A 22,162-nucleotide genomic window follows, 5' to 3' on the forward strand; every position below is an offset into this window, starting at 1 on the left:
CCTCAGGCATGAGCAAGCATGCCGTCATAGTCACCCGGGTCGCGGAGCAGCAGTGGCATGCGGTGGAGGACGACCAGACGGTCGGCCGTGGCTTCGCCGCGCGCAGGCCCGACGGCCGGATGTTCCTCAGCATCGACGCATGGCACGACGGGGTCTTCGACCGGCTCGCCGAAGCCATGCCGGCGGACCTGCCGAAGCCGCTCTACACCGTGGTCGGCGAGGCTGACCTCGGCTTGACGGGCAACTGGGAGCGAGCCGGTTTCACCATCCGACGCCGCGAGTGGGAGTGCTTCGTGCCCACCGATCCGCGGGTCACGGGCCTCGGCTCGGCCCTTCCCCCTTCGGGCGTGACGATCGGGGCCGTCGGCCAGGCGGAGGAGGGTCCGCTGCGCACGCTGGACCGCGTGATCCGCGAGGAGGTCGAGGCCACCCTCGGATGGCAGGAGATGCCTGCCGAGGTGCTGCCCCGCCCGGACGGCGTCACCGTGCTGGACCCGTCACAGTACGCGGTGGCCGTACAGGCCGATGAATACGTGGGACTCGTCCAGGTGGTGACGGTGGCCCGGCAGCCACGGTGCAAGCGGATCGGGCTGATCGCGGTCCGCGCCGGCCGGCAACGCCGTGGCATCGCTCGGGCGCTGCTCGCTCATGTGCTGGGTTCGCTGCACCGCTGCGGGATCGCAACGGCCTATGCCGAAGTGAACGAGTCCAACAGGGCGGCCATGGCGCTGTTCGAGGGCATCGGCGCCCGGCGGGCGAACAGCAACCTGGAGTTGGTGCTGCGCTGACGACCCGCCCGTTCACCTCGCGACCGCACAGTCACCGACCGGACAAGGACGAGAGCATGGCAAGGACAGCAGGAGGCATCGAAGTCGAGGGCACTGTCGTCGAATGCCTGCGCAATGCCACCTTCAGGGTGGAGCTCGAAAATGGGCACAAGGTGCTGGCGCACATCAGCGGGAAGATACGGAGGAACTACATCAAGATCCTGCCGTACGACCGGGTGCTCGTGGAACTCAGCCCGTACGATCTCACCCGCGGCAGGATCCTCTTCCGCTACAGGACGTAGCGGCGCGCAGGACATATCGCTGACCTGCTGCCGGTCGAAGGCGGCGCCGTCCCAGCGGCTGCCGCCCAGCAGGTCACGCGCCTGATGGTCTGGTGCCGCAGCGCCTGAACGTTGACGGCGGCCCTCAGGTGCCGCCGAACTCGCCGGCGTGGTCACGCACCCACGTGCGGAACGTGCGTGCCGGGGCTCCGGTGACCTCTCCCACCGTGGCCGTGGTCGCTTTCGGCTCGGACACCATCTCGGCCTGAGCCTGGAGGATGCCGTCCACGGCCGCGGGTGGCCAGCCCCGGGTGAGCATCTGCTGCCGCGCGGTCTGCGGCGAGGTCTCCTCCCAACGCACCGGGCGGCCGATCACCTCCCCGATGATGCCTGCCTGTTCGGCCTGGGTCAGTGTCTCGGGCCCGGTCAGCTCATGGATAGCGCCGCCGTGCCCGCCGCCGAGCGCGTGCACCGCGACCGCCGCGAGGTCTCGCTCGTGCAGCGGGGGCATGGCGGCCGCGCCGTACGGCCCGCGCACGACCGCCTCGGCGCGGATCTGCTCGGCCCACCGCAAGGCGTTGGCCGCGAAGGCGTGCGGCCGTAGGAACGTCCATTCCAGCCCGGACCGCTCGATCATCTGCTCGACCTGTCGTTCGTGGTCGCGCACGGCCGCCGAAGACAGGTAGACGACGCGGCGGGCATGCGCGGCGACCACCCTCAGAACCGCGGGCATCCCCTCGGCCGTGGCGAACGGCCAGAGGAGGAACACGGCCTCGACCCCGTCCAGGGGCGCGTGCAGGGTGTGCGGATCGGCCAGGTCGCCCCGCACGACCTCGACGCCGTCCGGCAGGCCGGCCGTTCCGGGATCGCGGGCCGGCGCACGAACCTCGGCCCCCGCCTCCAGCAGGTGCGCCACGACCTGACGGCCGACCGTGCCGGTCGCCCCGATCACCAGAATCCTGTGTTGCCCCGGCATGAACGACTCCCAGCGGTTGATCACTTCGTGTGAGCTCAACCGTATGGGGATAAGGAGAGACACTCAATGTGTAATAATCTCGATTTTATGTGCCTGAGTCTTCATGGAGGCTTCACGATAGACTTTCGATGTGGACGTACTCAGTGATGTGATCGCCGCGATGCGCGCCGGAGAGCCCCGCTCGGCGCGCGTTCAATGGCACGCCCCCTGGGGGCAGCGGTTCCCCACCGTGCGCGGCTCCGCCGGCTTTCAAGTGGTCCTGCAGGGTTCGTGCCGGCTGATCCCCCCTGACGGCGGCGCCCCCATCGCGCTGAACGTCGGCGACGTGGTGTTCCTGCCCCACGGAAGCGGCTACGCGCTGGCCGACAGCCCTGCCACCCCACTGTCCGAACCCGCCTGCGACCCACTGAACGACCCTCGGTTCGAAGACCGCTACGCCTCCGCGACCGTGGGGAATCCCGGCCAGGACGGCTCGCCGGCGGCCACCGTGACCCTCTGCGGCGGATACCAGCTCGACCCCGGCCGAGCCCATCCGCTCCTGGCCGACCTGCCCGAGATCGTCCACCTGCCCGCCCGCCTCGGCCACCGCCCCGAACTGCGCGCCGCCGTCGACCTCCTCGGCGGCGAACTCGACAACCCCCGCCTCGGCGCCGACTCCGTCGTGCCCGCCCTGCTCGACGTGCTGCTGCTCTACATCCTGCGCGCCTGGTTCGACGAACAGTCCGAACGCGGCACGACCGTCGGCTGGGCCGCGGCACTGGGCGACCCGGCGATCAGCGCCGCACTCCACGCCCTCCACCGGGACCCCGCGCTCCCCTGGACGGTCGAGACCCTCGGCACCCAGGCGGGGTTGTCGCGGGCGGCCTTCTCCCGGCGCTTCACCACGCTGATCGGCCAGCCGCCCCTCACCTATCTGACCTGGTGGCGCATGACCACCGCGGCCCGGCATCTCCGCCAGTCCGACGCCCCGCTCGGCGAGGTGGCCACCCGGATCGGCTACACCTCGGAGTTCGCCTTCGCCACCGCCTTCAAGCGGGAGTACGGCACCGCACCCGGCAAATACCGACGACAGAGCCGAGCGGAACCCCAGAGCAGCGAACCCGACGTAGTGGCACCACGCCAGTGATCACATGAAACTCGTCGGGGGTTGTGACGGAAAGTAAGCCTTTCGTCACCGTCTCCAAGTAGAGAAAGTGAATACTTAGCGTAACTATATGAAGACATATAGTTACGGAGGTTTTCCGATGCATCCGGCGTTCACCCTCTGTACCGCTCCGGGCGCCCTGCCATTACTCGGGCATGCGCGGCAACTGCGGGCTGACCCGCTGGGCCTCCTGGCCTCCCTGCCCGGCCATGGCGACATCGTGCGGGTGATGTTCGGGCCGAAGCCGGTCTACGTGTTGTGCCGGCCGGAGTTGGTGCACGAGATGCTCGTCGGCCGGGCCCGGGATTTCGGCAAGGGCGGTCCGTTCGTGGACCGGCTTCGCGCGGTGGCCGAAGACGGGCTGTTCATCGCAGACGGTGCGGATCATCGCTGCCAGCGCCGGATGACCCAGCCCGCCTTCCACCCGGACCGCATCGCCGCCTACGGCACCGTCATGCAGACCAGAGCGGAGGCTCTGGTACGAGGCTGGGCCGGCGGCGAGGTCATCGACGTCAACCGGGCGATGACCGAGCTGACCATGGCGGTGACCGTCCAATGTCTGCTGTCGGCCGAAGCCATCGAGTCGCGGCTCGACCGAACGGCGGCCGACGTGTTCACCGCGGTCAGCATCGTGTTCAGCGAGATCTACCGGCGGCTGACGGCCCCGGTCCCGATGTTGCGGAAGCTCGACGTCAAAGCCGGCCGCCGATATGCGCGAGCCGAGGCGACGCTGCGGAATGTGGTCGAGCAGATCATCGCCGAACGCCGGCACGATCCCCGGGACCGCGGCGACCTGGTGTCGATGTTGCTGACGACACCGGATGAGCGGACGGGCCGGCCGATCACCGCCGCGCTGTTGCACGACCAGATCAAGACCTTCCTGCTCGGCGGGGTCGAGACCACGGCCGGCGCACTTTCCTGGACGCTCCTGCTCCTGGACCAGAACCCGGAATCCCGGCGGCGGCTGTACGCGGAGGTCGACAACCGCCTGCACGGCCGGCCGGTGCGGGCTGCTGATCTGCCGACGCTGGCGTACACCCGGGCGGTCGTCAACGAGTCGCTGCGCCTCTATCCACCCGTGTGGGTGCTCACCCGCACTGCCAAGACCCGGACCACCCTCGGCGGACATGCGATTGCGGCGGGGGCGCACCTGGCCTACAGCCCCTACTTGTTGCACCGCGACCCGCGCGGCTTCCCGGACCCAGAACGGTTCGACCCGGGCCGTTGGCTGGGCGAGCGTGGCGCCGCCATGCCGCGCGGCGCCGCGATCCCCTTCGGCGCCGGTAACCGCAAGTGCATCGCGGATGCCTTCGCGCTGACCAACGCCATGATCGCTCTGGCCACGATCGCCCAGCACCGGCGGCTGAGCCGGCCCGCCTCGGCACGACCGGTGCGTCCGCGGGCGCGGATCACGCTCCGGCCTGACTTCCTGCACATGACCGTCGAGGCGAGATTCGCTCGCCCGCATCCGAAAGGGAACGAGATGACCCTGTCCACCCTGCAGCGCAAGAACATCGCCGCCACGTTCGACGTCTTCGACGCCAACAGGAACGGCACCATCGAGTACGCCGACTTCGCCCGCAAGGCGGACAAGATGTGCCAGGCCCTGGCTTCCGAGCCAGGCTCCCCGGCTCATCAGGCCATCCATGAGGCGTACCTGGGCTGGTGGGATCACCTGCGCCGAAGTTGTGACTCGAACGCCGACGGTACGGTCAGAAGGGAGGAGTTCGTCGTCGCCGTGGCGAACGGGATGACGTCCGATCCGGACTATCTCGACCAGACGCTCAAAACCGTGGCCGAGGCGCTCTTCCTGGGCTGCGACCCGGAGCGTTCCGGCGTCATGAGCCTGGACGTCTACCTGAAGATGTACGACGCCGTCAACATCGACCGGAGCATCGGCCAGGAGGTCTTCAAGCTCATGGATCAGGACGGCGACGGCCTGGTCACCTGCGCCGATTTCGTGACGGCGATGATAGCGATGTTCGCCGAAAGCGACCCCACGCTGCCGGGGCCGCGCATGTTCGGGCACAACGGCTGACAGAGCACACCCCATGCCGCTTTCCCGGCTCACGGTTCCGTTTCCGGCGGGACTGAACCCGCACACCGGCATGCTCGCGAGCAGCCTGCGGGCCTGGGCACGACGGTGCGGGATCCCGCCGGCGGCCGTTGGCCGCGCGGCACGGTACGACCTGCTGGCCGGCCGCATGTACCCACGGGCCCGTCCTGCCGTGCTCGCGCGTATCGCCGAGACCGTGGTCTGGCTGTTCTTGTACGACGACTACTGCGACCCGGGCGGACCGGCCGGAACACCGAGCCGCGCCACCCGGGCCGCCGCCCGGGTGGGTCACGTCCTTTCCGGGCGGGCTCGGCCGCCCAGGGAACGCGTGTTGCGGTGCCTGGGGGATTTGACAGAGCGATGGCTGCCCCTGGTCGATGACGAGTGGCGGCTGCGCTGGGCGGAGAGCGTGCAAGGCTTCGCGGACGGCATCCGTGACGAGGCGGCCGCCCGGGCCGCAGGAGTCAGCCCTGGCCTCCCGGACTACCTGGCCGCACGCCTGCACACCTCCGGCTGGATGACACTCACCGACCTTGTCACGCCGGCCGAGGACGCGAGCCTGCCCGGCGATCTGTACCGCTCCACCGAGTACCTGGCTCTGCGCCGAACCGCCGGTGAGATCGCCTGCGCGATCAATGACGTGTTCTCGCAGGGCAAGGAGGTCGCCGCCGGCGAAGTCCACAACATGGTGCTCATCCGCGGCCGAGACCTGAACGGCGACCTGCGAGCGGCGACCGAGACCACACTGGACTGGATCGCCGGCCGCCTGACCGACTACCAGAGCACCCGGGCGGCGTTCCTCACCCGCTCCCGCCGGACAACCGCGGCTGAGCGCCATCTGAGCGGCATCGAGAGCCTGATCCGCGGAAGCCTCGACTGGAGCTTCGAGACCAGCCGCTACCGGTCCTCCATCACCTGAGCCTGATCGCGCGAAAGGACTGCGGTGCTCACACTCCGGCCCTACGGTCCGCGCCGCAGCTTCCCGCCACCCGTGGTGGAGTCGGCTGCCGCGCTCCGCGAGCACCTGCTCGAAAGGATCTCCCCCGACGGCGCTCTCCGCAGTCCGTGTGACGCGAGGGTGCTCGAAACGGTGCTCGCCTTCACCCTGCTGCGCCGGGTGGGAGGTCATTCCTGCGCCTTCGACCGGCTCGCGGACCATCTGCGGCTCCGGCGCGACCGCTGCGATCCGCTCGACCGGATCCTGATCTCCGCGGCACTGGACGGGCGGCCGGCGCACAGTCCCCTGCTGGTCCAGCAGTTCCTCGCTCAGGTTCCCGGATTCACCAGCGCCCGTAAGCAGATACTCCTGAAAACACTGCTGTGCCTGCTCGGCGCGACGCCCATCGACGCGGACCCGGTCGAGCCGCCAACCCATGGGCTGCACGCCTGGGCCGCCGTCCAGATGGCCGCGCTGGGCGTCATCCGCAACGCTCTGGCCGGCCGGCTCGACCGGGTCCGGGACGAGGACGTACGCCTGCTGCACTCCACACAACGCACGCCCTGGATATGGGAGGGCAACCTGCACATCCACCTGTGGGTCCTCCATGCGCTGGCACGGCTCCCCGGCACCACCCGCGCGGTAGATCGCGGCATCCGAAAACTCCTCACCCACCAGCGGGCCGACGGCGGGATCCCCTTCGTCACCGACACCGACATCTGGTGCACCGCCACCGCCGGAGTCGCCCTCAGCAGCAGCGGAGCACCCACCGGCACCCTGCGCACGATCGCCGACCATCTCGCCCGCCGGCAGCGACCCGACGGCGGCTGGGCCTACACCCCTAAAGCTCGCCAAACCGACGCCGACGACATCTCCGTATGCCTGGAGTTCCTGCAGCGAACGGACCCGGTGCACTATCACCGGCCCATAGAACGCGGCCTGACCGCACTGCTCCGGCTCCGCGGCGCCGACGGCGGCTTCCCCACCTACAACGCCGCGGCGCCCTCGGAACCCTGCATGACCGCCGCAGCCTGCAATGCCCTCGCCCCACAAAAGGCACGCTACGCCGGTCTCATCCGCGACGCCGTCACCTTCCTGACCGCACAACAACTGCCCGACGGCGGATTCCCTCCCGACTGGAGCCGCAGCCGCCTGCACACCGTATTCCGCGCGGTACTCGCCGTTCGCAACAACGGCGCCCCAGCAGGCCCGCCGATCGATCGCGCGCTCCGCCTCGTGCGCGACATGCGCAACGCCGACGGGGGCTGGGGACACCACACCGGCCGGCCCAGCGATGCCATCAGCACGGCGTACGCGCTCATCATCCTGTCCGGGCAACCACCGGGACCCATGATCACCGACGGCGTGCGCTATTTGCTGAGCACGCAACAATCCGACGGGGGAATGCACTCCGTGCCCGATTCCATCGGACCACGCCCCTTCACCTTCCGCGTCGCGGCACTCGCCGACATCTTCCCCCTGCTGGCCCTGGGTCACTTGAGCGCCTGCCCGGAAGCCGAAGGCGGCGCGAACTGAGCTGAGGCGGGGTCACGCCGACCGGCTCAGGGGCGGCAGGCAGCCGGTGTACGACCAGCCCCAGCACGTCCGAGCCATGGAGGTATCCGACGTGACGAGAGTCCGTGCTCCACCCGGAGTTGTCACCGAGAACGAGCAACCGTCCGGCAGGCACGACAGCACCTTCTCCCGAGGGCAGGGACGCACGGAGCGCGGCCGGTACGCCCTCTCCTGGAACGGCCGCGGCGCGTTTGATGACCCACGGGTGATCCGGCACGCCCAGCGGCATCCGCACGACGACCACGTCACGGGAGCGGATGTGACGCAGGCCGCGACGCCGGACAAGGACACGATCACCGCAGCGATAGGCGGGCAGCATGCTGTCACCGGCCACGGTGACCACCACGAACAGCCGCCGTAGCGCCGAGATGAGCAGCAGGCCGCCTGCGAGAACACCCATGACGGCCATCACGTGACGGCCACTTCGTCCGGCTTGCGATAGGCGGCCGCCTGGAGCCGGAACAAGTGTGCATAGGTGCCGTCCGCGGCCATCAGGTCGCCGTGACCGCCCTGCTCGATGACCTGTCCTTGGTCCAGCACGACGATGGCGTCGGCGTCGCGTGCGGCGCATAACCGGTGAGAGATCAGGATGCTTGTCCGGCCTGATCGCAACTGCGTGAGGCGCTGGTGGATCTGGTGCTCGGCCTCCGCGTCGAGCCCGGCGCTGGGCTCGTCGAGGATCATCAGATCGGCGTCGGCCCGCAGGAAGGCGCGAGCCAGCGCCAGCCGCTGCCACTGACCGCCGGACAGCAGGCCGGAGGCGCCGTCCAGATCGTCGGGCTCGTACACCCGGCTCAGCATGGTGTCGTAGCCGCCCGGCAGAGCGGACAGGGCCGCGTCGATGCCCGCCGACTCGGCGGCTGCCCGGATCGCCGCGCGATCGTCGCGGAGGGCCAACCTGCCGAGCCCGATGTTCTCGGCTGCCGTCAGGTCATAGGTCATGAAGTCCTGAAAGACGGCGCCGATGCGGGCCCGCAGCTCATGGGCCGGCAGGCTGCGCAGATCCACGCCGTCCCAGTAGACGGTGCCGGCGGTGGGCTCGTACAACCGGCAAAGGAGCTTGACGAGCGTGCTCTTGCCCGCTCCGTTGCGACCCACGAGCGCGACGGCGGCGCCGTACGGAATGACGAGGTCGACCCCGCGCAGCACCCACGGCTGGTCGTTTCCGTAGCGGAACCACACGTCGCGTAGCTCGATGCCGCGCCGCAGCGGGGGCGTTGTGACCTCCGGCCGTTCCCGCGCGGGCTCGGGCCGGTCGACGAGATCCTGGTAGTGGCGGAAGAGCAGGAGCCCCCGGTAGGCGGTGGCGGACGCGTCGGCGGCGCTGCCGATGGCGGTGTGGACCCCGCCGACGGCCGCCAGGAAAATGGAGACGTCGCCGATGGAGATGCGTCCATTGATCGCGAGGTAGGCGGCGGCCACGGCGCCGCTCGCGGCCACAGCCGCGCCCATCACTTCGAGGAGCAGGTCCAGACGTAGCTCCCGCCGATCCAGGCCGGCCTCGGCCGCGTGAGCACGGCGCAGCTCGCCCAGCGTCCTGCCGTGGAGGTGCGATTCGAGACCGAACAGCCGCACCTCCTTCGCCGCCCTCGCATCGGTGAGCAGGGTCTGGAAGAACCAGAGCCGACGCATCAGTGGTGTGACGCGTTCGTCGAGATGTGCTCGCCGACGACCCTGCAGAAGTTGCAGGAAGATCGTCGGTACGGCCGCCGCGAGGAGCAGGGCGACGATCGGCGGCCAGACGATCATGAGTGCGGTCACGAACCCAGCCGCCATGATCACGCTACGCAGGGTCGACACGATGGCCCCCGGAAGCTCCTCCGGGAGTTGTTCGCCGGACTGCTCGGCCAGCTTGAGCCGGTTGAGCCGGTCGGGATCCTCGAACGGCGCAAGCCCCGGGTAGGCATTGACCCTGCGGAGCAGCCGGTCGCGGGCCAGCAGACCGACAGCGCGGCGGAGGCGGGCGCTGACGAAGCCGTTGACGCTGCCGCGCACACCGAGCAGCAGCCCGGACAGCACGACCATCGTCGTCGCCGTCACCACACGCTCGGTCGAAGCCCCGGCGCCGAGAGCCACCTCGTCGAGGAGCAGCTTGACGCCCCATGCGGCGATCGCGGGCAGCAACCCCTCGACGAGGGCCAGGACCAGCAGGAGGATCGAGCAACCCGGCGCGGCGGCGGCGATGAGCCGGATCGCCCCGCCGGCCCGGCGCACCAGCCCCGTGGGGCCGGAAATCACGCGGGCACCTCTCTCGGGACCGCCGACAGACGGTGCGACGCGCTGCGGATCACCCCGGCACCGACCAGCAGGACCGCGGGAAAGCCGTGTACGCCGAAGTCGCCGGCCAGTCGTTCGCCATCCGGCTGATGGATCACCCGTGCCACGGGCTCCAGCTCCCCGACCAGCCTGTCACGCTCCGGGCCGTCGCCCACGAGCACGGCGATCGGCGACGGACCCTCGTGAACGGGTCGTTCGCGCAGCCCGGCGATCAGGCTGACGCAGGACGCGCAGGACTCCATCAGGAACAGCACGACGACGTCGGGCCCGGCCAGATCGGCCTGCGTGATCCGGTCTCCGGAGGTCGTGGTCGCGTCGAACGCGGGCACCGCCCTGCCCGGCTCAGGCAGGTCAGGCCCGAGTGGCATCCCGCTGGTGTCCAGCATGTCCTTGAGCTCCCGCAACCGGCGTCCCAGGAGGAGAACAAGGCCCAAAGCCACTGCGGCCGTGGCCCCGGTGACCGTCACGGCCGCCCACAGATATGCGATCATGCCTTTTCCTTCCGTACGGCTCAGCGCCGGACCAAGGCGGCGACGTCCTCGAAGAAGATGACAAGACTCGCCGCGAGCCCGGCGGCCGTGGCGGCGATCCCCACGCCGACCGGATCCAGCGGCTGCCGGGACACGGCGGCGGTCATGGCCACAGCCAGCACCGCGACACCCGTCAGGCCGGTATTGCGCACGACGTGGACCCGGGTGAGCCGGCCGCCGCCGGAGCCGAAACACCGGCAGCGCGCCGGAGAGCCCCGCCGTACCGAATGAGCCACCCCGGCGGTCAGCGCGATCATCAGCCCGCTCGCGATCACGGCGCCCGCCAGGCCCGTAGCGGGCCAAGGAGCCAGAGCGGCGACGGTCACCTCCGCGACCACGATGGCCATGGCGACCGGCGGGCACATGCGAGGCGCGATGCCCACGGCGGCCAACTCGCCGACGAAGGCGGCGAACGACCCGCGTCCGGACAGTTTCGTCACCGCCGCGACCAGACACACCACCGCCAGCACCAGGCGCAGCGCCAGCGCCACCGAGGTCACGCGACGCCCTCTCTCAGCAACAGCTGCAGACCTTCTGCCACGAACCGCACACCCTGGTGCCGGCGTCGTTGCAGCAACGCCTCTTGTAGGTCCCGCCCAAGGTGCATCGGTACTCCCAGACGCAGGTGACAGCGCTGGCGGTGATCTGCGGGAATGCCCCGGGAAGGACGCGTGCGACGAGACCACCGAGTCGATCGACGAGAGCAGCCATGGGGTTCCTTTCTGTTCGGGTCGCCTGGCTTGGACGAACACCTGCGAGACAGGCCGACCATGTCTGCCACGGTGACACCCGCCTCTTGATTCCTTCTCACCTCGGCCTGGTTTTTTTCTTGCAATCACCGGGTGCTTTGGTTTGATCTGATTGGCGGGAAAAGCGCCGTGTCCGAAAGGGATCAGCGTGGAGATCCTTCTCCTTGGACAAGTTCAGATCAGGATGGACGGCCGGCCGATCGGCCTCGGGGTTCGTAAGCAGCAGTTCGTGCTGGCGATGCTCGCGCTGGAGGCCAACAAACCGATTTCCACCGATCGGCTCATTGCGCTGGCCTGGCCGCACGACCCGCCGCGCACCGCCCGGGGCATGATCCACACCTGCGTCAGCAGGCTGCGCGGTGTGCTGGCGGGCGCCAACGCCCGCGACCACGGCATCAGCCTGGACACTGAGGACTCGGGATATCTCCTCCGATGCGATCCTTCGCGGATCGATGTCCACCGGTTCCGCACCCTGCTCGCCGGCGCTTATCAGTGCCTCGACGACGAGCACAGGCTGACGCTGCTCGACCAGGCGTTGAGCTTGTGGAGAGGGCCGCCGCTGGCCGGGGCAGCGACCGAGGCGGTTCGTTCGCCGATCGGCAGAAGCCTGGAAGAACTACGGCTGACCGCGATCGAAGAGCGCATCGAGACGAGCCTGCGGCTGGGCAGGCTCGACGGGCTGCTCGCCGAGCTGATGACCTTGACCGGCGAGCATCCACACCGGCCACGCCTGACCTCGGCGCTGATGCGCGAGCTCCATCGCACCGGGCGCACATCTGAGGCGTTGGAGATCTATCGAAGAGCCCGCGAGTGGATGCGTGAGGAGCTCGGGCTGGACCCTCCCGAGCAGTTGCAGCAACTCCACCAGGACCTGCTCCGTGACCCTCCCGCCCCGGTGACCTCCGCCGGGTGGAAGGCGTTGCCTGTTCCACGGGAACTGCCCGGCGATCTGCCGACCTTCACCGGCCGGCCGGCCGAGCTGGAGCAGCTGATCTCGCCGGTGCACGCGGCGATCGTCGCGATAGACGGGATGGCCGGGATCGGCAAGACCGCGCTGGCTGTACATGCCGGTCATCGGCTGGCCGACCGCTTTCCCGACGGTCAGGTCTTCATCGACCTGCACGGCTTCACCCGTGGCGTACGGCAGGTCGAGCCCGGTCACGCGCTCGACCGCATGTTGCGGGCGCTCGGCATACCGGGCGCACAGATTCCACGTGAACTGGACGCCAGAGCCGCGTGCTTCCGCACCCGGCTCGCCGACAAGCGCATGCTCCTCGTGCTGGACAATGTGGTCGACGAGGAGCAGGTCCAGCCGCTTCTGCCCGGCGCTCCGGGTTGCCTGGTGCTCATCACCAGCCGGAGAACGCTGAGCGGCATCGACGGCGGCCGGCAGTTGTCGCTGGACATCCTCCCCGCCCTCGATGCGTCCACCCTGTTCACCCGCATAGCCGGTAGAGATCACCCGCCCGACGTGGTCGAGGAGATCGTCGAGTTGTGCGGGCGAATGCCGCTCGCGATCCGGATCGCAGCAGCCCGTCTCCGCGCAAGGCCGAGCTGGACCGCCCGGTACCTCGCCACGCGACTGCACGACAAGCGCCATCGCTTGGCGGAGCTCAACACCGGCAGCCGCAGCTTCTCCGCCACCGTCGACCTGTCCTATGACCATCTTGGGACCGGTCAGCAGCGCCTCTACCGGCTTCTCGGCCTGCACCCTGGGCCGGACTGCGACACCCTTGCCGCCGCCGCCCTCACCCAGACCTCGAAACAAGAGGTGGAGCGGCTCCTTGACGACCTGACCGGATGTCACCTGCTGCACGAGCCAAGCCCAGGCCGATTCCGGTTCCACGACCTGATCCGTGCGCATGCCGCGGACACCGCACAACGCCTGGAGAACGACGCGAGCCGACGGATCGCGCTGACATCGTTGTTCGACCACTACACCGAGGCCGCAGCGGCCGCGGTGGCCGTCGTTCACCCCGATGATTCCGGCTCGTCGCTCGAGGAGCCGCTGCAGGCCACCGAATGGCTGGACAGCGAGATCACCAACCTGCTGGCCGTGGCCGGCAATGCCGCGGAGAACGACTCGCCGGCGCACACGATGCGGCTGTCGGCGATCTTGCATGACTATCTTCACACCCGTGCGCGCTACGCCGAAGCACACGCCCTTCACACCCAGGCTCTGGACGCCGCCCGCTCGCTGGGTCACCGCGGCTACGAGGCCATCGCCCTGCACGACCTCGGCGAAACCGACTACGGCCATACCCACTACGAGCCCGCCCTTGCCCACTTCAACGAGGCTCTCCACATCGCCAGGGACATCGATCACCGTGCGGTTCTGGCCAAGGCTCTGATCGGACTCGGCCATATTCAGCGGCGCCAGTGCCGGCACAAAGCGGCTGCTGACAGCTACGGCGAGGCCCTGCGGATCGCACGGCGCATCGGCGACCGCACGGGAGAGTTCACCGCCGTACGGGGTCTGGGCAACATCCACTACATGGAGGGCGAGTACGAGTCGGCAGCCGAGCGGTACCGGCAGGTCCTGCAGCTCGCCCGCCTGGCCGGCAACCGCACCGGTGAACTCGCCGGATTGAACAGCCTCGCTCATGTCTTTCGCCGCCAGCGGCGGTACGAGCTCGCCACCGAGCACTTCCACCAGGCCATCGATCTCGCCCGCGCCATCGGCGAACCTGCCAGCGAGCTCAACGCTCTGCACGGCCTCGGCCACACCAACCTGGCCCAAGGCCATCATCGGCAGGCGATCGACCATCTCCAGCACGCCCTGCGTGTGGCGAAGCTGATCGGAGATCGTAATGGCGAGCTCGAGGCTCTCCACGGACTCGCCGACACGGTCAGGGCCACCGGTCACCTGGACCTGGCGCTCTCACGCCACCTGGCCGCTCTCGACCTGGCCAGGAGTCTCGGACAGCCCGGCGACCAGGCTCGCGCTCATGACGGCCTCGCCCAGGTGTTCCGCGATCTCTTCCTGTACGACAAAGCTCGTGAGCACTGGCGCCAGGCACTGGGGATCCTCGACGATCTCGACGTCTCCCAGATCGACGACATCAGCGCAGAGCAGATCGTACGGCAGCTGGCCGAGCTCGACAGCTCGCAGAGCGGCGCTGACTGACCTTCCTCTTCCTCCTCCGTGACCACGATCTCGGCGAGGTGCTCGCCGGCGCGGACGTCGCGGAGCGGGCGTGAGGATCTCATGTCCCGATCGGTGAGCTCATAACTGGTCGCCGCCCGCCGCGGCTCCCGGACTGGACCTTGATCGCAATCCCCACGCCGAGGAGATGCCATGGTCAGGAATCCCTAGAGCTCAGGGCGGCGCCCTGCGGGACGGCACCGCCCGCTTCTCGGAGTTGCGCCGGCGCGTTGAGGGCGTCTCGCAGAAGATGCTCACCCAGACTCTTCGCGGGCTCGAACGGGACGGGCTCGTGCGCCGTACCGTCCACCCCGAAGTTCCGGTCCGTGTCGAGTACACGCTCACCGAGGCGGGCCGCACCCTGCGCGAGCCGCTGCGCGCGCTGGAGGAATGGTCGATCGCGCACCTCGGCGACGTGTCAGCGGCGCAGGAAGCCTACGACCGCGCGGACTGAAGCCACTGCCCCACGGTTCGGGCCGTCTCTGGCCGCACGGGCGCCGATGGCCGACGAGCAACCACCGAGCAACCGGCCGGGCCATGGCGCAGCGGCTGGAGCTGGGTCTCCTCCCGGCCAAGCTCGGCTGCCAGCAGCTCAGGAGATCTTTGAGGCTAGTGTTGCTGATGTGGGTACGCCGATGGCATCGAGCGAGCACTGGCGGCTGCTGGAGCAGCTCGTTCGGGAGGTCGACCAGCGGACCGAGCGGCTCAGGCAGATGCAGGAGAGGGCCACGCCCCCGGAGAGAGGGCGAACTTCGCGTCCTTCCTCCCACAACCCGGGACGATGGCGGGCACGGCCGGTCGACGATGTTCGATCGAGGAAGACGACACCGCCTTGATGGGACTCGATCTCAGCCTGGTGCCCGACGTGGTCAAGCCGGTGGCGCCGGCACTGACGGGCGGGGCGCTGCCCGAGGCCGACGACGGCGGGCTCATCGCCGAAGCGCAGGTGATGGAGGAGCTGGCCGATCTCCTGGCCGAGATCAGGACGGACGACGCCGGTGCGGTCATGCGGCTGCTGCGCGACGGGGCCTGGCAGGGAGCCGCGAAGAAGACGTTCGAGGGGGTGTTCGCCGCTCTCAGCGGGCGGGAGGACGCGACCGGCTCCCCGGAGGCGCTGCTCGACCTGCTGGAGCAGGTGCTGCGCGACGAGGCGCGATCCTTACGGGATCACGGCGTCCGGATGCAGCACACCGAGTGGATGATCTACGCGTCGCTGGCGCTGCTCGGTGCGATGATCGTCCGGCTGCTGGTGTGGATCTACGTGAACGGCCCCGCCGTTCTCAGGCTGATCCACCACCACACGCTGATGACCCAGGTGAACGTCCAGACGCTCAAGAAGCTCGTCCTGCTCAACATGCTGAGATTCGGCGGCATCATGGGCGGCCTGGACTTCGGTGTGCAGCGGGCGCAACAGATCTGGGGTGATCGCGAGGCGGGGGACTTCGATGTCGCGTCGCTGGCCATGTCGGCAGGCAGCGGCGCCCTGACCGGCGTGCTGTTCGCGGGCGCGAACGCGGGACTGTCACGCCTGCTGAGCCGGCCGATGGTGTACGTCGCCTCCAAAGCCGAGCTGGCCATACGCGACAGGATCGTGGCGCTCGGGCAGAGCATGTACGGCCAGGCGCTGCTGGGCGGGGTGGCCGCCACCGCCGGCGCGACACCGGGGCTCGCGCTCAGCGGGCAACTCGATGCCTCACACCTCGCCTACACCTTCGTCTCGGGTGTCACGGGCGGCCTCGACATCCCGGCCGCGGCCCGGGTGAGCTACATCCCCATGCTGGCCGTCGCCGACCTCGGCGGCCGTCCGGCCGGGGCCGGCGCTCCCTTCGCCACGGGCGATCCCCCGCCGGGGGCGGGTCTTCCCGTGGCCCGGCAGCATCAGCCGCCCGCGAGCCCCGACAACCCTGCGGGGGGACGGCATGACGGCCCGTCCGCCGAACGGCATGACCTCGCCACCCTCGCGCAGCACGCGCCGCCCGAGCGTCACGGTGGCAGCGACACCGTGCCTGATCGGCCGCGGCCGTCCGAAGCGGACGGCGGTACGCTTCCGCCGCCCCGTGGCGAGACGATCGCAGGTGAGGTCGTCCGGCGCCGTGACACGCTGCTGCCCGCTACCGCGGACGGATCAGCCAGGCACGACGGAGCCTCTGCCCGCCAGGCGCCCCATCCTCCCGCCGAACGCCCCCCGTCCAGCCCCGCCATCCCCGCCGAACGGCCTGCGTCCAGCCCCGCCATCCCTGCCGAGCGGACCCCGCCGCACAACGTCGCCCCTGCCGAGCGGACCCCGGCGAGCGGAACCGCCACGATGCGGACCGACGCCACGGCTCCGGGCGCCCTTCCCCGTAGCTCGATGCTCCCGGCCACCGTTCCGGCCGCCAACACGATCCCGCACATCACAGAGGCCGGCGAACAGGACAGAACCGGGCGGGACCCGGCGGGGGGCGCCCCGGACGCGGCTCCCCGCCCAGCGCCACACCAGCAGGCGAACCAGGACACCCCACCCCTGACGGACCAGCAGACCTCCACGCTCACCAGAACGTCCCAGGACCGCACAGAACCGCCGGCACCCCCCGGCACGCCTGTGATCACCGCCCGCACAGGCCACGGGGATCGCTCCGCCGACGCGGTGCTCCCCGGTGCCCTGCCACGCAACGACCTGCCACGCAACGACCTGCCACGCAACGACCCAGCTCTGCCGGCCCGCCCCCCGTCCTCAACGGCTGGGGCCCATCCCCCCGCGCAGGGCGAGCACCCGCCGGCCGTTTCGCGGGCGGAGCAACAACACCTCCCGGAGAGCCCGACCACACCGGACGCCCGGTCCAGGGCCCTGCCCGCCGACCTACGCATGCTCGAGTCGCCCCCTGAGCGAGTGGCGAACCTGCTCAGCCGGGACGGCGCGTACGACCCGATCAGCGTCCACGCCTGGGATGCCTCCGACAAGGCGGCCGTGGAGCGGCTGATGGACACGATGAGCTCCGCCACGAAGGACATCCTCGGCGCAGGCGGCGAGCACCAGCTACGGGATGCGCTCGGCGACCCCGGCCACCTCCTGGTCCACGTCGAGTACCACGCGATGGACAGGACCATCCGCTCCTGGCGGGCGATCGAGCAGAGCACCCTCCCGTCCTTCAGCGAGGGCAACGAGATCACCGGCCCACGCCACGTCCTCCTCCAGATGCCGTTCGATTCGCCCGGAGCACTGCAGATGGCCAGGCGGCTGGGCGTCCAGCGCCTGTTCAGGATGTGGGGCTTCGGCGCGGGCGAGCTGCTGCCGCCGCGGCTGGCCATGAACATGGCCGCGGTCGACGAGTTCGGGCTGAAGGGCGTCGTGGACCTGGGGACCTTCGGCGGGCCCAGCCGCGGCGCCACCGCCAGGAGGGACTACGGCAGCAGCGGGGAAGTGCTCCGCGACTTCCTGCGCCAGCAGTACGCGGCGACCCAGCGCGAGCTGGCCCGCCACGGCATCGAGGAGCTGACGCTCTACCGTGGCGTGGGCTTCGAGTGGGGGCATGAGATGCCGAGCCTGGCCGCCGCCGCCACCGGCGACGTGGTGGCGGCGCCGCCGGGACTGCCGCTGCAGGCCTGGAGCGCCCTCCCCGGAGTCGCCAAGCGGTACACCGGCGTGGCGGACGGGGCGGTCATGGCAGGGGTGTTCCCCGCCTCCCGTGTCCTGGCCACCCCGTGGACGGGCATCGGCCAGCTCCCTCTCCACGAGTTCGTCCTGCTCGCCGGGCCCGGCGAGGTCACCGTGCTGCGGCCGCCGCACGTCGGCGAACCCGATCCGTCGTATGCCGACCTCCCCCGGGGCTGGCGGATCAGGACGTCCGGCGAGGACTGGACCCAGTGCGACCAAGGGCACCGGCACTGGGGAACCGAAGGAGCGGCGGGCCTGCTGCCCTTCCACCGAGGTCCCGGCGGCGAGGTCCGCGTCCTCATGCAGCTGCGTTCCCCGGACACCCACCACGGAGGGCTCTGGGGACCGGTCGCGGGCGCCCGCCACCACGGTGAGCAGCCCGTCGAGACCGCGTTCCGCGAAGCGGGCGAGGAGATGAGGCTGGACCTGAGCCAGGTGAGGGTACGCGCGACCCACCACGACGATCACGGCGGCTGGGCGTTCGACACCGTCATCGGTGAGATGCCCTCCTTCGCTGATGTGTGGCCCGCCTCTCCGGAGTCCATCGACGTCGCCTGGATACCGCTGCCGGAGGTGCGGCAGCTCGCCCTGCACCCCGACTTCGCCGCTTCCTGGCCCGAGGTCCACGAGCGACTCGACCGCGTCCTGGCCGACGACGGCACCGGCTCGACCCGTCCGGCCGGCGGCTCGGCCCTCGCGGCCGACGGACCGGGTCTCGCCGCCGCCGGACCGGCGAGGCCCGCAGGCGCGGCGCACCACGTGCCGCAGCCTCCGGTGCCACATCCCTGGAACAGCGCGCTCTCCGACGGGTTCTCCCCGATAGCGGACCCCAGGCCGCGTAACTTCGCCGAGGCCGCGGCCATCGTCCACCGCTGGACGCCCGGCGACGGCGCCGGGCGCGACCACGGCGTGCCCGGCAAGGACGACGCTCCACCGAACCGGATCAAACAGCTGCTCAACCACGACGACGGCGGTCCACCGAACCGGGGACTCGTGGAGCGAGGCCGGCGCCTGATGCAGGAGCTGCCCGTCAACGACCGGAACGACGCGACCGCGGCGGCCCTGGCCACGATCAGCATGTGCCTCGGCCCGGAGAACCCGAGAAAGGCCATCGGCGATCTGGCCATGCGGTTGTTCGGCGACCGCATGGAGGTCGGCGCCCTGGTCGAGCTCCACCAGGCAGCTGAGCGGCAGGGCAGGTCACCCGAGACCGCACGCGACCGCCACGAGCTGACCGACATCCTGGCCAGAAGCATGGGAGAGGATCGCCATCGCTGGCTGGGGCACCAGCACCGATCCCTGCTGCCCTTCTCCACCGCCGCGGAGGCGCGCGCGGCCGGGCTCTTGGTGGAGATGATGGGCTCACCGGCCAGCCAGGACAAGATCAGCGACTTCACCCGGCCGCTGCTCAGCTCCTCCGGCCCCTACAACGTCCGGCAGATGCTCCCGCTCGTGCACGCAGCGCACGCCAACGGCTACCTGCCGCCAGGGACGAGCGGAAGTGACGCCTTCCACCAGGCCATGCAGCGGTTCCGGCAGAACGACCCGGCGCTGTGGAAGGGCCTGCTGGTCGCCGATAGATATCTGCTGGCCGAGATCGGCGAGCAGGGCGCCCGGCGGCTCTCAGCCCTGAACGACATCGTCACCCACCCGGACACGGGCATGGGACGGCGGGTCTACCTCCCGCTGGAGCGCCTGGCCGGCGAGGTCGGGCAGGGGCGTTCGGTCGAGCAGCTCCTCCGCCTCGCCGAAGACGCGCAGACGCACGGTGCCGACCCGACGCGGGCGGGCAGCCACCGAGAGCTCCTCGATCTGCTGACCACCCATCGGGCGCGGGAACAGTACCTGTGGGACGGGTTGAGGCTCGCGACGGAGCACGGCGTCGCGCGGGCGAGCGACGCCGAGGCGCGCGCCTTGGCCCGCCTCACCGAAGTCACGGGTTCCGGGCCGGCGTCGGAGCTATGGGTGTTCCACCCGCTGCGCCGCCTGGCGGACGAGGCCGGGCTCGGCCATTCGGTGGAGCGGCTGGCGCAGCGGGCGGCCGAGGCCGGACAGACCGGCTTCGACCTGTTCGGCCCGGTGGACCGGCGGCAGGTGCTCGACGCGCTGAAGCTCCCCCGGCTCGTGAACGGGAGGCCGGACCCGCGCGGAAACGCCCCGGGCCTGCACGACCTGGCGCCGTCGGCCGTACGGGAGGCCCGGGAGACCGCGAGCCAGGAGCACGCGCGAGCACGGAAGGAGGACCGCCGCGCCCATCCCCACCTGCCCCCGATCACCGGTCAGGACCCTCTGCAGGTGGCTCGGCAGGAACGGCTCGCCTCGCTGGAGTCCCGCGCCGAGGCGTGGCAGCGGTGGCCGGAGCTGTCGGAGGTGTCGTTCACGCGGGACTTCGCGTCGTTCAGGAGGACCTACGATCAGGCGGTGGAACGCGGCCTCAGAGGCGAGGCGGTGCTCCCCTACCTGTACGAGAACGTCACCGGATCCCTGGCTGCCCGGGACGGCGGGCGCGGCTTCGGGCTCGAGATCGAGTACGACGTGGCGGAGGGCGCCGGGTTCGACACCCTGATGGGCATCCCGCGCGCTCTGTACGAAGCCGGTCTGACCGCCGGCCCCGACGTGCACAAGTATCACGCCACGAAGGAGGCGGGTTACCAGACGGGCGAGCACGGCGGGCGCGGCCTGTGGCGGCTCGAAGCGGACTCGAGCGTCGTGGGCGAGCTGGTCTCTCCCATTTTGTACGACGAGCCCGAGACCTGGGAGAACCTGCGCCTCGCCTGCGAGATCATCCGATCCAACGGCGGCACGGCCAGCGTCCGCACCGGCGGGCACATCCACGTGAGCACGCATGACTACGACCACATCGTGGCGAACTACATCAGCGTGCTGAACCACGTAAGCCATCACACCGACACCCTCTATCGGCTCGGGCACAACCCGGCCAGGGAGAGCCACCGGGGCCAGGAGTGGTGCCGGCCCAGCCCGCTGCCGTCCACTGGCTACGAGTCGATCGGCCAGGTCCGCGGCCTCCACGGTCGCACGGCGGCGCTGAACACGTTCGGTGTGGAGGGCAAGCCGACGGACCACGTCGAGTTCCGGATGTGGGACGGCTCACTCGACCCCGCCGTGATCCAGGCGCGCGTGAATCTGTCGCTCGCGCTGGTCGAGGCATCCTTCCGCAACGCGACACTGGACGCCCTGCCGAACGGTGGACGCCACGACACCCTCGGCACCCACATCGGCCTGCGCCCCCTCGGCTCCCAGCTCGACACCACCGAGGAGGGCAGCCTCTCCTTCCGGCTGCTGATGGACGAGATATTCTGGCGAGCCGCCGACAAGGAGCAACTCACCGCCTTGTACGCGGTCACTCGCTGGGCGGACGCCCTCCAGGAACACACGAACGAACATGACGCCGGCCCATAGCCATGATCATCCGTAATGTCGCGGCGGCGGCAGCCGGATTCCAAGCATCCGAAACTGACATGCCGACGACCTCTGAGCCTGTGGTGATGAGAACTCCATCATCCCAGGCCAGAGGCCATCGTCAGGTCACCGGACGGGGCGCCTCACCCGCCGACACGCCGATCTCCCGGTGCACCACACCGGCGAACGTGGCGTCGTGCGGCTCCCCGCCCACTCAGCCGCAGTGCACCTTGTTCAGCTGCAGCACCTTGGTCGCGACCTGCGCCCGAAGGTCGATGCACCTGCCCGGGGCATACACGTACGCCGGACCCGCGTAGGACGCGTACAGATCGTTATCGGCGCCGGCCCAGCCCGACACTCCGGTGAGGCCGATCGCGACCGCCTTGCGGTTCACCTTGTTGGCGTAGGAACCGTAGCCGTAGGTGAGGGCACAGTTCTTGCGCGCGCTGGAGCTGTAGTAGACCTGCAGGGTGCCCGTCCTGGCGCCGCTGGCGGGGATGGCGTAGCTGCCCACGTGGCTGTAGCCGCTGCCGCAGGGACTGGCCGCAGTGGCCGCACTGGCCGAAGTGGCAGTGGCCACCAGCCAGGTGGAGGCCAGCGCCACACTCGCCAGAGTTGCGATCTTGCTCCGAGCTCTCATGGGTTCGTTCCTTCTGTCGATCATTACCGCC

15 protein-coding genes are annotated in these 22,162 nt (G+C 70.0%); 9 read left to right on the forward strand and 6 right to left on the reverse strand.

Annotated features, from left to right (window positions below; translation table 11 throughout):
* The first annotated feature begins 8 nt into the window (after nucleotides 1-8).
* Entirely contained in the window at nucleotides 9-788 is a 780-nt protein-coding gene (locus ACWD0F_RS06090; protein WP_449872813.1) for a GNAT family N-acetyltransferase, read from the forward strand.
* 56 nt (nucleotides 789-844) lie between these two features.
* A complete protein-coding gene (gene infA, locus ACWD0F_RS06095; protein WP_449872814.1) occupies nucleotides 845-1,069 on the forward strand; it encodes a translation initiation factor IF-1 in 225 nt (74 codons plus the stop codon).
* 124 nt (nucleotides 1,070-1,193) lie between these two features.
* Here the strand turns inward: infA and ACWD0F_RS06100 are convergent, their stop codons facing one another.
* Nucleotides 1,194-2,063 carry an NAD(P)H-binding protein gene (locus tag ACWD0F_RS06100; RefSeq protein ID WP_449872815.1) on the reverse strand — a complete coding sequence of 290 codons (870 nt, stop codon included), beginning with the start codon at nucleotides 2,061-2,063 and terminating at the stop codon, nucleotides 1,194-1,196.
* 91 nt (nucleotides 2,064-2,154) lie between these two features.
* Here ACWD0F_RS06100 and ACWD0F_RS06105 point away from each other — a divergent pair, with 91 nt between their 5' ends.
* The 4 genes from ACWD0F_RS06105 (at nucleotide 2,155) to ACWD0F_RS06120 (ending at nucleotide 7,697) form a co-directional block, all read left to right on the forward strand.
* Nucleotides 2,155-3,150 carry an AraC family transcriptional regulator gene (locus tag ACWD0F_RS06105; protein WP_449872816.1) on the forward strand — a complete coding sequence of 332 codons (996 nt, stop codon included), beginning with the start codon at nucleotides 2,155-2,157 and terminating at the stop codon, nucleotides 3,148-3,150.
* 118 nt (nucleotides 3,151-3,268) lie between these two features.
* The gene (locus ACWD0F_RS06110) at nucleotides 3,269-5,206 is read left to right on the forward strand and encodes a cytochrome P450 (RefSeq protein WP_449872817.1); all 1,938 of its coding nucleotides are present in this window, start codon (nucleotides 3,269-3,271) and stop codon (nucleotides 5,204-5,206) included.
* A 13-nt stretch (nucleotides 5,207-5,219) separates the two neighbouring features.
* Nucleotides 5,220-6,143 carry a terpene synthase family protein gene (locus ACWD0F_RS06115; protein WP_449872818.1) on the forward strand — a complete coding sequence of 308 codons (924 nt, stop codon included), beginning with the start codon at nucleotides 5,220-5,222 and terminating at the stop codon, nucleotides 6,141-6,143.
* Nucleotides 6,144-6,167: 24 nt separating this feature from the next.
* Nucleotides 6,168-7,697, forward strand: a complete 1,530-nt coding sequence (locus ACWD0F_RS06120) for a prenyltransferase/squalene oxidase repeat-containing protein (RefSeq protein ID WP_449872819.1) — start codon at nucleotides 6,168-6,170, stop codon at nucleotides 7,695-7,697.
* Here the strand turns inward: ACWD0F_RS06120 and ACWD0F_RS06125 are convergent.
* From ACWD0F_RS06125 to ACWD0F_RS06140, 4 genes are read right to left on the reverse strand one after another with little or no spacing between them, the layout of a single operon-like run.
* The gene (locus ACWD0F_RS06125; protein ID WP_449872943.1) at nucleotides 7,603-8,145 is read right to left on the reverse strand and encodes a S26 family signal peptidase; all 543 of its coding nucleotides are present in this window, start codon (nucleotides 8,143-8,145) and stop codon (nucleotides 7,603-7,605) included. The two genes, ACWD0F_RS06120 and ACWD0F_RS06125, sit on opposite strands and share 95 nt — an antisense overlap.
* Nucleotides 8,145-9,974 (reverse strand): ABC transporter ATP-binding protein, encoded by a 1,830-nt coding sequence (locus ACWD0F_RS06130; protein ID WP_449872820.1) that lies wholly within the window; start codon nucleotides 9,972-9,974, stop codon nucleotides 8,145-8,147. The genes ACWD0F_RS06125 and ACWD0F_RS06130 overlap by 1 nt, the downstream gene beginning before the upstream one ends.
* Complete coding sequence (locus tag ACWD0F_RS06135) at nucleotides 9,971-10,504, reverse strand: TlpA family protein disulfide reductase (RefSeq protein ID WP_449872821.1); 534 nt, start codon at nucleotides 10,502-10,504, stop codon at nucleotides 9,971-9,973. Before ACWD0F_RS06135 ends, ACWD0F_RS06130 begins: the two co-directional genes overlap by 4 nt.
* A gap of 20 nt (nucleotides 10,505-10,524) precedes the next feature.
* Nucleotides 10,525-11,043, reverse strand: coding sequence for a MauE/DoxX family redox-associated membrane protein (locus ACWD0F_RS06140; RefSeq protein ID WP_449872822.1), 519 nt, complete (start codon nucleotides 11,041-11,043; stop codon nucleotides 10,525-10,527).
* A 397-nt stretch (nucleotides 11,044-11,440) separates the two neighbouring features.
* Here ACWD0F_RS06140 and ACWD0F_RS06145 point away from each other — a divergent pair, with 397 nt between their 5' ends.
* The 3 genes from ACWD0F_RS06145 to ACWD0F_RS06155 all read left to right on the forward strand — a co-directional run bounded on the left by ACWD0F_RS06145 (nucleotide 11,441) and on the right by ACWD0F_RS06155 (nucleotide 21,491).
* Entirely contained in the window at nucleotides 11,441-14,419 is a 2,979-nt protein-coding gene (locus tag ACWD0F_RS06145; protein WP_449872823.1) for a tetratricopeptide repeat protein, read from the forward strand.
* A 166-nt stretch (nucleotides 14,420-14,585) separates the two neighbouring features.
* Complete coding sequence (locus tag ACWD0F_RS06150; protein ID WP_449872824.1) at nucleotides 14,586-14,891, forward strand: winged helix-turn-helix transcriptional regulator; 306 nt, start codon at nucleotides 14,586-14,588, stop codon at nucleotides 14,889-14,891.
* Nucleotides 14,892-15,272: 381 nt separating this feature from the next.
* On the forward strand, nucleotides 15,273-21,491 hold the full coding sequence (locus ACWD0F_RS06155) for an NUDIX domain-containing protein (protein WP_449872825.1): 6,219 nt from the start codon (nucleotides 15,273-15,275) through the stop codon (nucleotides 21,489-21,491).
* A gap of 214 nt (nucleotides 21,492-21,705) precedes the next feature.
* On the opposite strand, the gene ACWD0F_RS06160 is transcribed toward ACWD0F_RS06155, so the two are convergent.
* Entirely contained in the window at nucleotides 21,706-22,131 is a 426-nt protein-coding gene (locus ACWD0F_RS06160) for a hypothetical protein (protein WP_449872826.1), read from the reverse strand.
* Nucleotides 22,132-22,162: the final 31 nt, after the last annotated feature.

The organism is Nonomuraea sp. NPDC002799 (assembly GCF_053592075.1).